Annotated in this window: 10 protein-coding genes and 1 CRISPR repeat array; of the genes, 3 read left to right on the top strand and 7 right to left on the bottom strand. The window is 48.6% G+C overall.

All coding sequences use genetic code 11. From position 1 onward, the window contains the following. A partial coding sequence (locus ABD76_RS20210) for a transposase (protein ID WP_197253985.1) occupies positions 1-285 on the top strand: 285 nt, incomplete at its 5' end. 280 nt (positions 286-565) lie between these two features. Here ABD76_RS20210 and ABD76_RS20205 read toward each other — a convergent pair. From ABD76_RS20205 to ABD76_RS20190, 4 genes are all read right to left on the bottom strand, one after another. Continuing rightward, on the bottom strand, positions 566-1,309 hold the full coding sequence (locus tag ABD76_RS20205) for a cyclase family protein (RefSeq protein ID WP_197258943.1): 744 nt from the start codon (positions 1,307-1,309) through the stop codon (positions 566-568). Between the two features lie 45 nt (positions 1,310-1,354). Beyond that, entirely contained in the window at positions 1,355-1,546 is a 192-nt protein-coding gene (locus ABD76_RS20200; RefSeq protein WP_197258942.1) for a Spo0E family sporulation regulatory protein-aspartic acid phosphatase, read from the bottom strand. Between the two features lie 256 nt (positions 1,547-1,802). Next, the gene (locus ABD76_RS20195) at positions 1,803-3,077 is read right to left on the bottom strand and encodes a helix-turn-helix domain-containing protein (protein ID WP_197258941.1); all 1,275 of its coding nucleotides are present in this window, start codon (positions 3,075-3,077) and stop codon (positions 1,803-1,805) included. Between the two features lie 242 nt (positions 3,078-3,319). Beyond that, positions 3,320-4,255: an aldo/keto reductase gene (locus tag ABD76_RS20190; RefSeq protein ID WP_197258940.1), complete on the bottom strand. Its 936-nt coding sequence runs from the start codon at positions 4,253-4,255 to the stop codon at positions 3,320-3,322. A 369-nt stretch (positions 4,256-4,624) separates the two neighbouring features. Here ABD76_RS20190 and ABD76_RS20185 point away from each other — a divergent pair, with 369 nt between their 5' ends. Next, the gene (locus ABD76_RS20185) at positions 4,625-6,565 is read left to right on the top strand and encodes a TerD family protein (RefSeq protein ID WP_197258939.1); all 1,941 of its coding nucleotides are present in this window, start codon (positions 4,625-4,627) and stop codon (positions 6,563-6,565) included. Between the two features lie 270 nt (positions 6,566-6,835). On the opposite strand, the gene ABD76_RS20180 is transcribed toward ABD76_RS20185, so the two are convergent. Further along, positions 6,836-7,954 (bottom strand): DUF4261 domain-containing protein, encoded by a 1,119-nt coding sequence (locus ABD76_RS20180; RefSeq protein WP_197258938.1) that lies wholly within the window; start codon positions 7,952-7,954, stop codon positions 6,836-6,838. Positions 7,955-8,303: 349 nt separating this feature from the next. Here ABD76_RS20180 and ABD76_RS20175 point away from each other — a divergent pair, with 349 nt between their 5' ends. After that, positions 8,304-8,627 carry a hypothetical protein gene (locus tag ABD76_RS20175; RefSeq protein ID WP_197258937.1) on the top strand — a complete coding sequence of 108 codons (324 nt, stop codon included), beginning with the start codon at positions 8,304-8,306 and terminating at the stop codon, positions 8,625-8,627. A gap of 425 nt (positions 8,628-9,052) precedes the next feature. On the opposite strand, the gene ABD76_RS20170 is transcribed toward ABD76_RS20175, so the two are convergent. Then, on the bottom strand, positions 9,053-9,316 hold the full coding sequence (locus ABD76_RS20170) for a hypothetical protein (RefSeq protein WP_197258936.1): 264 nt from the start codon (positions 9,314-9,316) through the stop codon (positions 9,053-9,055). A gap of 205 nt (positions 9,317-9,521) precedes the next feature. Continuing rightward, the gene (locus ABD76_RS20165; RefSeq protein WP_197258935.1) at positions 9,522-10,535 is read right to left on the bottom strand and encodes an Rpn family recombination-promoting nuclease/putative transposase; all 1,014 of its coding nucleotides are present in this window, start codon (positions 10,533-10,535) and stop codon (positions 9,522-9,524) included. A 434-nt stretch (positions 10,536-10,969) separates the two neighbouring features. After that, a CRISPR array of direct repeats spans positions 10,970-13,788; the repeat unit is 32 nt; unit sequence GTCGCATCCTACGCGGATGCGTGGATTGAAAT. Between the last annotated feature and the right edge of the window lie 666 nt (positions 13,789-14,454).

Here is a 14,454-nt window from a genome sequence, read left to right as displayed (position 1 = left end):
TTGGAGCAAGGTTTCGACGATGCTACGGCGGTAATGTCGATTCCAGAGAAGTACCGCAAGCGTCTGCGTACGACGAACAGCCAAGAGCGTTTGAATGAGGAAGTACGACGTCGTGAGCGTGTGATTCGTATCTTTCCAAACCGCGATTCTGCATATCGATTACTTGGAGCCTTGCTAATGGAGATAGATGAAAAGTGGAGCAATGGCCGAAAGTATCTGGATATGACGGATTATTTGGAGTGGCGAAAAACGAACGTAAAAACCGAATCCAAAATTGTGCGATAGTTAAAGGGGCGCGCGAGTTTTACTTGAGGGAATTTACACACAATTTTGGACTTGACCATCTTATTTTTATAGTATTAAGACCAACTGTCCAAAAAATATTAAAAGAATAAATAAAACTTTCAGATTATTTATCAAAGAGTCTTGTTCCCGACTACAAAAAAGGGATAGAGATCTCCGAAGTCATGAATGTGCTGGGCGGGCTATGATATAAGGGCATGCGGCTGCTTGGCTTAGCCAATAGAAAAACACGCTCGCGTGATGACGGCGTGTTATTTTGCGCTTAGGGCAAGATGGCGAAGGACCGCACCGGAAATCCGGATGCTTTCTCCGGCTTGGGCACAATGTTAAAGATGATGGCGCCTGTAGCCGGAACTTTATCCAGATTCTTCATGAGCTCGACTTGGTAGGCGTCATGTTCGAGCACGTAATACTCGGCTAACAGGGCGCCATTCTTTTGATAGTCAACGCTCGCGTCCGTATCGAACGTTTCATGGCCGATTGCTTTGATTCTTCTTTCCTGGAATAAAAATTGAAGCGCGGCCAGCGACCAGCCCGGTGCATGGTTATGGCCATCCGCATCTTTGTTATTGAAGGCGTCTTTATCCGGCCAGCGCTTGCTCCAGTCGGTTCGCAGCGCGACGAAGGAGCCTGCCTCGATGGTGCCGTGCTCCGCTTCAAATTGCAAAATGTCTTCTACGCTGAGCGTATAGTCATGGTTCGCTTTCGCTTCTTTGGACTTGTCGATAACGACAAGAGGCAGGACCAATTCCTTCAAATCCAGTTCTTCCAAATAACGAGTATTCCGCACAAAATGAATGGGAGCATCCAAATGCGTTCCGTACTGTCCGGGGAAGGTAAAGCTCTGCGCAAAAAATCCGTCATCATGGTTGAATAAGGTCGTGAACCGGGCGTCGGCAAAGGCGGAAAAATGAGGCGAGTCCGGACCGAACGTATGCGTCAGATCGACCCATTCCTTTTCCTTTAATCGCTGCAACGCGATGAATAATTCGTTTGAATTTGCCATCTGACCACCTCATCTTATTTACTTATGGGTGTGCTTGCACTGAACCTAGCTGCTCCTTTTAGCTATGACTTTTTCTTGTTGTTTTATATAATACTTTTGCAGCTCAAGTATGTAAATATCTAGCTGTTGGCTAACTTGAACGACTTCGTCGTCTGTAAATTTCCCTTTTTGATTGGCAACGTGGATCAATTTTTTTCGAAGTCCGTTAATTTTATGGAGAATATCATCACTGTACACAAGTTCGTCACCTCACATCAGCTTGGATAATGGGGCGCTTTCTTAACAATGAGTATACAATGTGTCGAACGAATCCCAATAAATTGAATTTAAGGAAACATAACGAAAAAAGAGTACCAATCAGGTACTCTTACCATGGGTGATGACCGTTTTCGCTTCCTAGAAGTACGGCGACAGTGGTTACACCAACAATTACAGAGAAAAAGAGACCGCTATATAGCTTTGCGATGAAACGCTTCACATGAATCCCTCCATTTTAACAGTCTTTAGCTACGCTGAGTTCGTAATACTTATTCAATTTTTCTAATGTGGATATCGAAATTTCAACGTTCTGTTGTAAATGGCTACGCACGATTTTATTAATGCATTCTTTTTCTTTGTCGGTATTATTGACTCTCGAAAAATGTAACGCGCTTTCCAAGAAATCGGATATTCCTTTGTGAAGATCGCCAACGGCAATAAAATATTCAGCTCGATGATAATAGTATGTACCTAACTGCAAGATGATGTTGGGATTGTTCGTACTGATAGATTGCGGGCATACTGGATATAAAAGCAGTTGTTCCGCTTCTTCCAATCGATTTTCACCCAAATATATTTTCATTAATTGATTCAGTGCCAGAAGAGCATCATCCTGATTGCATGTTTTCAGAAAAGATGTAAACTGTTCGATAGCTACTTCGGTGTTTCCCTTTTTTGCGTTGAGCGATGCTGTCATAAGAATTGAATATGTCTTGATGTGAGGATAGTCGTATTGTGAATAGAGTCGTGAGTAATATTCAGACTTTTCGTAGTTCTCTATATAGAAGTAAGAATCACGAATAATGCCAAGCGCGTTGATGTAATACCAATTGTTTGCATCTGCTTCCCGAAGGACATGAAGACAGAGTTCAATACTTTGCTGGTACAGACATAAATTTAATGCATGAACACCTAATTTGTAATACAAAGTGACTCTGTCTTCGTTGGTTAAAAATTGGGCGTACTGAACGATATGCTTGCCGCTCTCGTAAACCGATCTGAGCCTGGTGAAGTCGTCCCGTTCGATAAGATACACCTGGAATAAACCTCTTGCCAAAAAAGGCATAATGCCGTGATCGCGAGAGTAGTCAACAATGAGTTGGTATAGGGCGAATTGAATCTCCTTATTTTCAACGTGGCCCGCGAAGTCATAAAGCCGTTCCACCAAGGCGTGACTATCATCACTGGGGGATTCCAAGAATTTCCTTCCTACTTTGGTCACCAGATCGGCAGTACCCGAATGCTGAATCACGTCCTGTAACACGAAGAGGAGAGTGTCTGCCCTCTTGTCCACGGTGATGTGCAGTTCAACCAAAGTCTCTAGCGGGATCTGCAATGTGTCTGCAAGCGGACGGATGGTCTTATATTCCGGTCTTTTCACGTCACCGTTTTCAATTTTGGAGATGGTCCCTTTATGTATGCCTGTCAGCTCTGACAATTGCGCTAATGTCATGCCTCTATTGTATCTGTGACATTGTATTAATTCACCAATGGACAATATTTGTGCCATCCGATAAGCACCTTCTCCCTATAATCAATGATATATTACCTATAATTTACCATACCCCTCTTGTTTTGTAAACATGACATGACAAAATAACTATTTAATGTAAACCATTCTACAATGAGGACAGTTGGTGGTTGGAAGACTGGTGACGAATAAGAGCAGAGCTGCTGTGAATCCCGCCAAAAAGGGCTGCCCTTCGTCATTTTTTTCTGACTTGTGGGACAGCCCTGGAGCTCCATATGCAATTATGCTTTGAAAATCTGATCGATCCGCTCGATCTCCTCGGGAGTCAGCCGAACGGATAAGGTCTTCAGGTTGTTCAGTACCTGATCCGGCCGCTTGGCGCCCGGAATGAGCGCGTCAATAGCGTCCCGCGTCAAATACCAGGCCAGCACGACATGGGCCACTTCGGCCTGCTTCGCTTCCGCTATCTGCCGGACTTGCTCGACTTTCTCCAGATTCGCGGCGAACGCCTCGCCCTGGAACATCGGGCTGTTGGCACGTCCGTCCGTGAACTGCGAATCCTTCGTATATTTGCCGCCCAGCAAGCCTGACGCCAGCGGGAAATAAGGGATGAATGAAATGCCGTTCTCCGCCGCGTAAGGAAGAAGATCACGCTCTTTGTCGCGCTTGATCAGGTTGTATTCATCCTGGATGACGTCGACGTAGCCGTCCTTATTCGCTTCCCGCAATTGCTCGATGGTGAAGTTGGATACGCCGATGGCCCGAATTTTCCCCTCGTCCTTGAGCTTCTTCAGCGTGCCAACGGCCTCGTCCTTCGGCGTCTGTTCGTCCGGAAAGTGAATGTAGAACAAGTCGATGTAGTCGGTCTGAAGACGCCGCAGGCTGTTCTCTACGGCGGCGGTCAGGAAGGCGGGGGAGTTGTCGATCTCCACCTTGCCGTCCACGAACTTGTGCGCCCCTTTGGTGGCGATTACGATGTCCGAACGGTTGCCCCTCTCCTTCATCACTTCGCCGATAAGCTGCTCCGAGCGCTCCGGTCCGTAGATGAACGCCGTGTCCACAAAGTCGATGCCCTGATCGAAGGCCGTACGGACGACCTCCCTGCCTGTCTCATCGTTCAAGTTCGGGTGAATGTTATGTCCCCCGACGGCGTTCGCGCCAAGCCCAATCGGATTAACCCATAAGTTCGTCTTGCCGATGCGTGTCTTCTGCGTCATTCCCCTTCACTCCTTTGTTCAATATGCCTACAGTATAGCAGTTGCGGATCGCCGCTGGCAAACGAAGGAAAAACCTATCCATGCATCATTTTTCCAAGTTCGCCATACTTGCGCCCTGTTCGCGAGCTCCCAATGATGCGAAGATAGTAACCAAGAGGCCGAGCGGGCAACAGCTTGAGCGGCGCTCCCATCTTCCGGCTATTGCTAACCTTCCTTCTACTTCCTTTACCCTGGCTTAGGGTAGCAGCTTTCCGGAAGATACCAGACTGCGTTCGCCAGGCTATCGTCTTTCTTCCTTCTACAATAACTTGGGTTTTACTAGAGGGGCGGCTTTCCTGGCGATGCAGTTCCATCGAAAAGGGGTATGACATGATACAGAACGAGATTTATTTGCGCAGATGCCGAAAAGTAATCGTGGTTCCGGAACAATCCAAGCTTCCGGACGCGCAGTTGGCGACGGCAATGAAAAATATAGCGGCACTCGGCTTCACCTGTTCTCCCGCACTGCTTGCGGCTCTTCGCACGCTGTCGGAGGTTTCGTTTTTGAGATGGTACAAAGCATTGATCCATGGCTTGAAAAAGCTCGTCGGCGCGCATGTTGCCTATCGGCCGATGTATCCGAATTTCCCGGAGCAAGTCATGGAAGCAAGCGATGCCGAGTTATATTTGAATGCATGGTATCACTACGTGACGAATGAAGTGCCTGAGATGGAGCCGATCACCCGGGAAATTTTTCGGGGCAAGACGAAGCTGGAGATCATCGAGCTCGGCAGCGAGGAGCACTTCCGCCAGCTCATGCGTGAGCTGATGCAGGCGAATACGTCCATCTCGGACACCGACAAACAGGATCTGGCCTGGGTCATTGAGCATGATCATGATATTGATGACTTATTGCCGGATGCGATCCCTCATAAGGAGCAGGTCGGCTTTATCGTTGCTGCTTTGCTGCGCAGCGGCAAGGCGGACGTGACTCGCATTCAACGCTATGTGCGGACGGCGACAGATGTGCTGCGTCTGGCCGAGATCTTGCATCCTTCGGAATATAAGAGCCGTTATCCACGATGCCAAGAAGCGTTTGATGTGCTGCGCAACAATCGGCCTTACGCGACTTTTGGCCATCGTGTCGAGGAGGCGCTGCGCTATTTCGATACCGATCAGGCCGTGGAGCAGCTATTGGAGCGGCCGGGCGAGTTTGCCCGGCGCTTGGATCATCTGCTTCGTCTGGAAGGAGCGGAGGCGGGCTGGATTGCATCGTTTTTTGCATCGGTAGCGGATCGGGTGGCGACGCCGGTCTTGCTGCAGGTGATGACGCATTTCAAGTATCGCCAGTTTGCCAATGAACTGCGGCTGTTTTTCCCGAAAGGCAATGTGGCCAAAGCGTTCTCTTCGCCGGATACGCGGCCTCCCGTCGCGCCGGACGCATGCGCTGCCGTAGTGGAGGTATGCGAACAGACATTGCTCGCCCGCTTCGCCAAGCTGCCTGCTCTCGGGAATGTCTATCTTGATCCGCAATTGCAGAACTATATGGTGCCTTTCTCCCAGCGTTCCGCGAGCAAGTCCTTGCGTACGCTCGTGCGCGGCAGCAAGCTGGCCATGCCGGCAGGAGAGACGATTCGCTTTTTCCTGTGGTGGAAAGAAGGGGGGATCGACGGAAAGGCGACAGGCCGCACCGATATCGATCTCTCTGCCGTCTTGTATGATGACGCCTGGAATTACAAGGAGCATATCTCGTATACGAATTTGCGTTCTGCGCGCTACAAAGCGGCGCATAGCGGCGATATCGTATCGGCACCGCATGGGGCCTGCGAGTTCATCGACATCGACATCCCCTCTGTCCTCAAGTACGGCGGTCGATATATTGTGGTCTCGCTGCATTCATTTACGGGGCAAGCGTATAGCGAGCTGCCGGAATGCTTCGCTGGCTGGATGATGCGTCAGCATCCGAATTCGGGGGAGGTGTTCGATCCGGCGACCGTCGTTGATCGCCTTGATTTGACGGCCAACACGCAGATTGCCATTCCGGCTATACTCGATTTGGCGGAGCGCACCGTCATTTGGTGCGATCTGGCTTTGACCCGCAATCCTCAATTCTATAACAATGTGGAAGGACATCAGACGGGAATGGTCGCCATGGGCAAAGCGATGACTACGGCAGCCAAGCCGAATCTGTATGAGTTGTTCCGGCTGCATGCGCTGGCGCGCGGACAGCTTGTCGAGCGGGAAGAGGAGGCGCAGACCGTATTTTCGGTCCAGCGTGGAATCACTCCGTTCGATATAGAGGAGATTATGGGATCGTTCCTGGCTTCGTAGGGTACGGGAGTTCGGTGAGGTATCGATTGAGTGGGGAATGGACACAGACAGGCAGGGTGTTTCCGCCACGGTGATAGGGTTTAACGATCGGGGTGGATGTGCCGTGCGGAATGATTGATATTGTGAATGCGTGCCGCAAGTATATGGCTGCGCCGCAGACTTCCCAGAGTCAACACGGCCGCTGAGGCGGGTATATTGTGTGACTCACAGAAAAAGTCGGACCACAACAAAGAGCAGGAAGCATGCCGCTTCACTGCTCTTTTTCCTGTCTTAGAATTCGATTTTAAGACTGTCTCCGTTGACATATACGCCTTCGGAGCGGGTAATCGGCAGCTTCTGTTCCGCCGTGAAGCCGATCGTTTCGCCATCTCGTAAAGTGACGTCCTGTTCTACGACATAAGCGGAAATATCAATCAGGAAGTTGCGCAGCTCGGCAGGGGTTGCCTGACTGTCAAGCACTTCGATTTCGTCCTTGCCGAAATGCTCCAGCCCGATTGTATATCCGCTCACCCCTGTTTCCTTTCCGACAAGGCCAAAATAAACCAGATTTAGTAAAGGGAATTCATCATCCGACTTCATCATCTCGGCCAACTCCACAAAGAATTCAGGCTGATAGACGGTGCCGGATGAATAAAGCCCGATTGCATTCGGGAGCTTTAAGCAACTGGCGGCCAGCTTGGTATACATTCTTCCGCTGTCCAGCGGGGAGCCGGAGCGGGTAAATACAGCCAAAATGATTTGGGCCACATGCGTTTTGGTGATCTCAACGGCCTCCGGCCAGAGGTAGTTGCCTTGCGCGTAATGCTCGGCTTCGCCGTCCGGCACGGGAGCATCGACAAAGCTTACGGCCAAGGTGAAGCCCTCCACCTCACAGACGAGGATTCCCTCCCTTTCTTCCTCGGAGTTTTCACCCGATGGACAGGAGATGTTCCAGTCTTGCAGCAGATTCGCCTTGATCTGTTCAAGATCGCACTCCGAAGTGTTGAGCAGAACGAAACCGTTAAAAAGGCCGGATGATTCCTTCTTCGACTCGGAAGGATCAGATTGCGCTTGCTCTGCCTCAAGTGCTGCCGCTTGCTTCATCCAATACTCGCGGATCATTTCGACCATCGCAATCGCTTCCTGCTGCGCAGTAGCCGGATCATAGGGCTGCATCTCACTGAACACATGACCGCAATGCTCCGTGTCAGATGGACTTTCATAGCCGCCGCAGACGCCAAGAAGCCATTTTCCGAGCATTGTCTTTTTATACTTGAATATGTAGTAGCGCATGTTGTGCAGATCAAATTCACCTGCGATCTCAATCTTGCTAGGTTCGCGGCCGAGTTCATGTTCATCAGCCAGCCATTCTATCATGGATTGCATTGCCGCCTGTTGTTGGGCAGTCATTACATCCTCTCCTCTCCCTTACCATAATATTGTAACGCGTCGGCGTCATCTTTTAAAGCAAACAGTTAGCATAAAGTGAATTCGCGTTTGAGGGAAACGGGTTTGCTGTGTTAATTAGGGGCATTTTAGTAGAATGGGGATTGAAAGTCGGCCCCTTTTACATTACCAAAAGGATGGAATGCTCAAGAAGCATATTTCGAGAAAAGTGATACAAATCTCAAGTCGCTGTTATTCAGAGGCACAGGAACCTTACAATAACCTTACAGTTATACTAAATATATTGATCGTTGGAAAATAAGGGGATACAATGACATTGAAGTTAAAATACCATTTTAAGGGAGGGACTAACATGAACAAAATCTTAATTGCTTCTTTATTAGGGGTTGCATTGTCATTGGGTGCGACTGCTCCATCCTTTGCTGCAAAAGACATGCACGAAGTTCAAGCATCAAAAACCTACAAAGAAATGAGACTATCAGTAGGTGAAACTGATTATTTGCCTTATGAAGACTCATATCTTTATGCTATTGAACCGATCGGCGATTCAGGAGAGATAATTCGCCTTACTAGTTACGGTAAAGTGAAAGGTTTAAAAAGAGGAACGGTGTATGTATCCATTAAAGATGTGGATACGGGTGAACTCGTTGACATCTACAAAATTAGAGTTTTTTAATGTACAAACCGTAATTAAGTCGCTGATTTTTCAGCGGCTTTTTTTAGTGCAGGGAAATCCTTACTTATGTCGAAGGCATCGTGGGAGAAGGCGGTAACAGTGAAGCGAGATATGGACTTAGATAAAAAATTCTGTTAAGTTACCTAAGTTTACTTTTAAAATATACTGGAAAAATAATGAGGGGCCGTCCTGGCAGGAAAGAGGGGGGCGGTTCATAAACGGCAGGTATAAATTTGAAGCTCACATGAAATCCCCTGGGGTTGCCATCATCGAGAAATTCGAGCCCTACGTTGAAATCGCACCCTAAGTGGAAGCCCGCTGATTGATATTTGGGAGGTCGCAGGACGACCATGGGAAGCGGCGATTTTTTTGGAGTTAAGAAGCCGATACAATTAAAAAAGCTGCTTCGAAATGAAACGGCTTGTTCAATGGGATTTTTCCCGTAACTGAGCGATAATATCGAGTGAAAAGCCCGTGACCCTGGCGATCAATTCAGGATCCAGATTTTCGGCAATCATGTTCTTGGCCACTTCTTCTTTTGCTTCCCGCTTGCCTTCTTGTTTGCCTTCTCGTATCCCTTCTCGTATCCCTTCTCGTATCCCTTCTCGTATCCCTTCTTGTATCCCTTCTCTTCGGCCTTCGCGTCTTCCCTCACGCTTAATAGCATCCAAGGTTTTTTCTAGCCCCATAACCGACACGCCTCCTTTTTCGTTTTGGATAAGCTCGCGAAATGCGGTTCATTTTCCGGCAATTTCTGACTCAAAATATTCGCCATCCAGGCGACCAAGTGTTGCTGGCTCATTGTAAAAGACAACTGGTATTTTTAATCTGAAAGATGTACTTAAATACAAGGAGTAAAAAAGGGCCGTTCAAAAGAAACGGCCGGAATTTGAATCATTTAGATTTAGATTTTTCGCGTAACTGTGCAATAATATCGAGTGAAAAGCCCGTGACTCTGGCGATCAATTCAGGGTCCAGATTTTCGGCAATCATTTGCTGGACAACTTCCTCTTTTGCTTCTCGCTTGCCTTCTTGTTTGCCTTCTCGCATCCCTTCTCGAATACCTTCTCGAATACCTTCTCTTCGGCCTTCGCGTCTTCCCTCGCGCTTAATGGCATCCAAGGTTTTTTCAAGCCCCATAACCGATACGCCTCCTTTTTCGTTTTGGATAAGCTCGCGCAAATGCGGTTCATTTTTCGGCAATTTCTGACTCAAAATATTTGCCATCCAGGCGACCAATTGCTGCTGGCTGTCCTCTGGCAATTGCTGTATGGTGTGCATCAGCTTGCCGAGCCGATTCAGCAGTTCCGCCTGATCCTCCGTCTGATCAAGCAAAAAGACAGAACCGATCGTATTGGAAAGAGCCAACAACTCTTCTTCCGTATATCGAGCAACATCAATAAGCAAATATTCAAAATTAAGAAGTTCCGAACCGAACATCGTCTCATTGGCTAACAACTGGCGAAATTGGCGACTGGCGGTCCAGCGTCTCTTCCCATTGTACAGCACAATCGGCACAATGGGAGGCAACCGGAATGCTTTCGGCTTGCCCTTTGTTTTTTCCTGGTCTTTCATGAGATAGCGCCAGATCTCCACCTGATAAAGCAGAAGACGGTACGGCATGAGAAAGTCCACGGTGGACTGCATTTCCAGCAACAAATAAAACACGACATCTTGTCCATTCAGCTTCACGCGGTACACCAAATCGGCTTCCTTCCGCTTGAAGTCTTGAAGAACAAACGAATGGGGGATTTCCTGCACATTCGTTTCGTCTATGCGCTCTACCCATTCTTTTTGAACAAAGGAGCGAAGCAACTCGACAAAGAGCTTTTTACTGGACAACAGGAAGCGATATGACGTATCGTGACGGTAATGAATCGAATGGTGTTCGTCGGATTCCGTTCCCATCGCTGCCCCTCCTTCCTGCCATCTTTTCCTTTATTATACCTGATTATAAGCGGTGGGGAACAGGTGGGAATCTGGTCGAGTCTATACTTTGATATCCATTCCACTGAAGTTTGACTTCCTGGGATTCATTTTTCGCTAACGCGAATTCAGCGTGAATCAGTCTGAAATTATCCATCACTTAGGTCCCCCTGTGGTATACTGAAAAAAGGAGTTTAGAACCTGTTTGAAATGGAGTAAAAATAAATGAAAAATCGGTGCGAATGTGAAGCGCACATAAAATCCCTGGGGGATTCGCACCAAAATTATTGCAATGTTATCCAATTCAGTTTGTAAAAGTTAATTAGTTTAAAGCTATTTCGAGCTAAATCTCTCATTTGCCTCGGAATTTTAGCGAAAAATTGATTTTATTGTTATATTTTGTGTAATTTTTCGCTGTCGCATCCTACGCGGATGCGTGGATTGAAATTCTACGTCAACCCATTTACCGCCCATCTTTACGGACGTCGCATCCTACGCGGATGCGTGGATTGAAATATTGAATGTGATTACCAAGCTTACCCCTTCCCTTGTCGCATCCTACGCGGATGCGTGGATTGAAATGGCAGAACCCGGCTCAGAAGGAACTGCTTATCATGTCGCATCCTACGCGGATGCGTGGATTGAAATGGTCAATCCGTCAATCTGTGCTTGCTGTTCGGAGTCGCATCCTACGCGGATGCGTGGATTGAAATTGACGTAAAATCCACGGCAAATTAGCCGCTTAATGTCGCATCCTACGCGGATGCGTGGATTGAAATATCCGCACACCGCGCCAGTTCTTCGACCATTTGCGGTCGCATCCTACGCGGATGCGTGGATTGAAATGCATCGGCCTGGGTTTGGCGCATGTTGCGCCGAGTCGCATCCTACGCGGATGCGTGGATTGAAATGGCTTAAACTGGAGCTTGGAGCTTTACCAACAGGCGTCGCATCCTACGCGGATGCGTGGATTGAAATTTCGGCAGGTCTGCATCTGGCAGGCCAGCGATCTTGTCGCATCCTACGCGGATGCGTGGATTGAAATCCGTCCGGAAAAACGATGCTCCCCCCGACTTGTGGTCGCATCCTACGCGGATGCGTGGATTGAAATGAGAAAGACGCCGGAACCGCAGCTCGGCTCTAAGTCGCATCCTACGCGGATGCGTGGATTGAAATGCGTCTGCGAGGATCGCGGCGGAGCCATCAAAGGGTCGCATCCTACGCGGATGCGTGGATTGAAATACTTCTCGGGAGGGACGCCTGCAAGGCGTTATAGTCGCATCCTACGCGGATGCGTGGATTGAAATCAAATACGAACGCAATCGTACACCTCCCGTCAATAGTCGCATCCTACGCGGATGCGTGGATTGAAATCGGCGTTATAACCGGTTAGATCAACTTCAATTTTGTCGCATCCTACGCGGATGCGTGGATTGAAATTCCGCCGAGTGGATCACGCAACAGGAACGCCGCAGTCGCATCCTACGCGGATGCGTGGATTGAAATGAGTTAGTACTTGGTACTAATAAGTTGACGTATAGTCGCATCCTACGCGGATGCGTGGATTGAAATTTTCCCGCGATAGGTAATATACCTAGACGGAATTGTCGCATCCTACGCGGATGCGTGGATTGAAATCCGGCCCGTTTGCCGCCCTCGGCTACATTCAGCCGTCGCATCCTACGCGGATGCGTGGATTGAAATATGGCCTGCAGCTCAAGTATCCGGAGATAGTCATTAGCGTCGCATCCTACGCGGATGCGTGGATTGAAATAAGACGATCACAGGGCTAGGGATGGCGGGCGGGGGTCGCATCCTACGCGGATGCGTGGATTGAAATAGGCGGCTGTTACTGAGACGATGGGGCAATTACCGTCGCATCCTACGCGGATGCGTGGATTGAAATGCTGCTGCTGTTTCCAGTGCTGCCGGAACCAACGTCGCATCCTACGCGGATGCGTGGATTGAAATCAACCATCGGATCCGGATAAGTGAAATCGAAGAGTCGCATCCTACGCGGATGCGTGGATTGAAATTTGCCCCAATGAATCAGAATCGAAATGGATTTCCGGGTCGCATCCTACGCGGATGCGTGGATTGAAATCGCGGCCGATGCATATTGACGGCAAGACATACGAAGTCGCATCCTACGCGGATGCGTGGATTGAAATTGCCCGGTTTATCGAGGAACGCGAATTCGCTTTCGCGTCGCATCCTACGCGGATGCGTGGATTGAAATCGCGTTGTCTCGATCCGACATAATGGACGACAAGGGTCGCATCCTACGCGGATGCGTGGATTGAAATTCGCTCCGTTTGAACGACAAAAAGAACATACGCCATGTCGCATCCTACGCGGATGCGTGGATTGAAATAGCGCAACGAACGCCGCGGATATCCAGATCGCAAGTCGCATCCTACGCGGATGCGTGGATTGAAATCCTTCCGTTTTTTACATGGTGGCGGCATCCATGTCGTCGCATCCTACGCGGATGCGTGGATTGAAATCGCACGGCAACGTTCGTATTCGTTCGGCTGTCGTAGTCGCATCCTACGCGGATGCGTGGATTGAAATCCGATAGCGTGAGACGGCCTCCAGCGCCTCCTGTGTCGCATCCTACGCGGATGCGTGGATTGAAATCAAACAGGAAGAGAAGAACGAACAAAGCTATGAAAGTCGCATCCTACGCGGATGCGTGGATTGAAATTTGGCATCCCAGAATAGAGCCTCCAGAATCTGCAGTCGCATCCTACGCGGATGCGTGGATTGAAATTTTGTGTTGAACGAGAACTTGCGGATACGGATTCGTCGCATCCTACGCGGATGCGTGGATTGAAATACCCCAATCCACTGGTTTACTTACGATGACATCGTCGCATCCTACGCGGATGCGTGGATTGAAATCCAGCAATAAGCGCGCGTTGATATACTAAACTCCCGTCGCATCCTACGCGGATGCGTGGATTGAAATATACCCTCTGTTCCGCTCGGGCGTGGTCAGGGGTCGCATCCTACGCGGATGCGTGGATTGAAATTGCCGCATTCATGCTGTTCTTTATAGCAAAAAAGGTCGCATCCTACGCGGATGCGTGGATTGAAATGATTTCGACCACCTCACCTCAAGCCAATGCCAAACGTCGCATCCTACACGGATGCGTGGATTGAAATCGGATCGATAACCACAGCTCGATCAATATTGTTTAGTCGCATCCTACGCAGATGCCTGGATTGAAATTCCCGAAACCGGCCTACGGCCTTGCGGCATAGTCGAAAACGTTTCCGATGCGCCACAAAAGCAAATTTTCTATGACAAACCCAATTGTGATGAGGCTGTTCCATAGGCAGTGCGCAAGGATGCGGGGCAAGACGGGATGTACAGTTAATATAGTGGCTGGAAGACGGCGGACGGAAAAGCGACGGAATATGGACGGGTTGAGACGAGGTTGTGAGACGGAGCTGGTGAAATGAAAATCCTGCATGAATGCAGGATTTTACGCTATTTGTGCCCGTATTTGATTAAATTCCTGTAAAAGTGCATTATTTTCGCCGATTTTTGCTTCCTATCTATGACAAAGCCCACTAGCGTTGCATCAATCTTTTTACGAAAATTTTCACCCTATAATTCTCTATATTTGTAACTTATTGAACTATATTCGTGGACAAAAATAAAGAAATCTCCTATTGTTGAGTTACCCTCAGCGTTATCCATAAAACGCCTCAACAAAGGAGATTCCTATGGATAACGTACCGAATCAAAACGTCATTTGTCAATGCCTAAAGTGGTTACATGTGAATTCCACTAGAGATGAGTCATTGGATTACCGAGCCCAAAAGTTGTTTGTCGGCGCTTCGACACTCTTGTTTGTAGAGGCACAGCTCCAGCAACGAGACTCATACAAAG

Source organism: Paenibacillus dendritiformis (genome assembly GCF_015845845.1).
Lineage (GTDB): Bacteria > Bacillota > Bacilli > Paenibacillales > Paenibacillaceae > Paenibacillus_B > Paenibacillus_B dendritiformis_C.
This window is presented reverse-complemented; position numbering and strand designations above follow the sequence as displayed.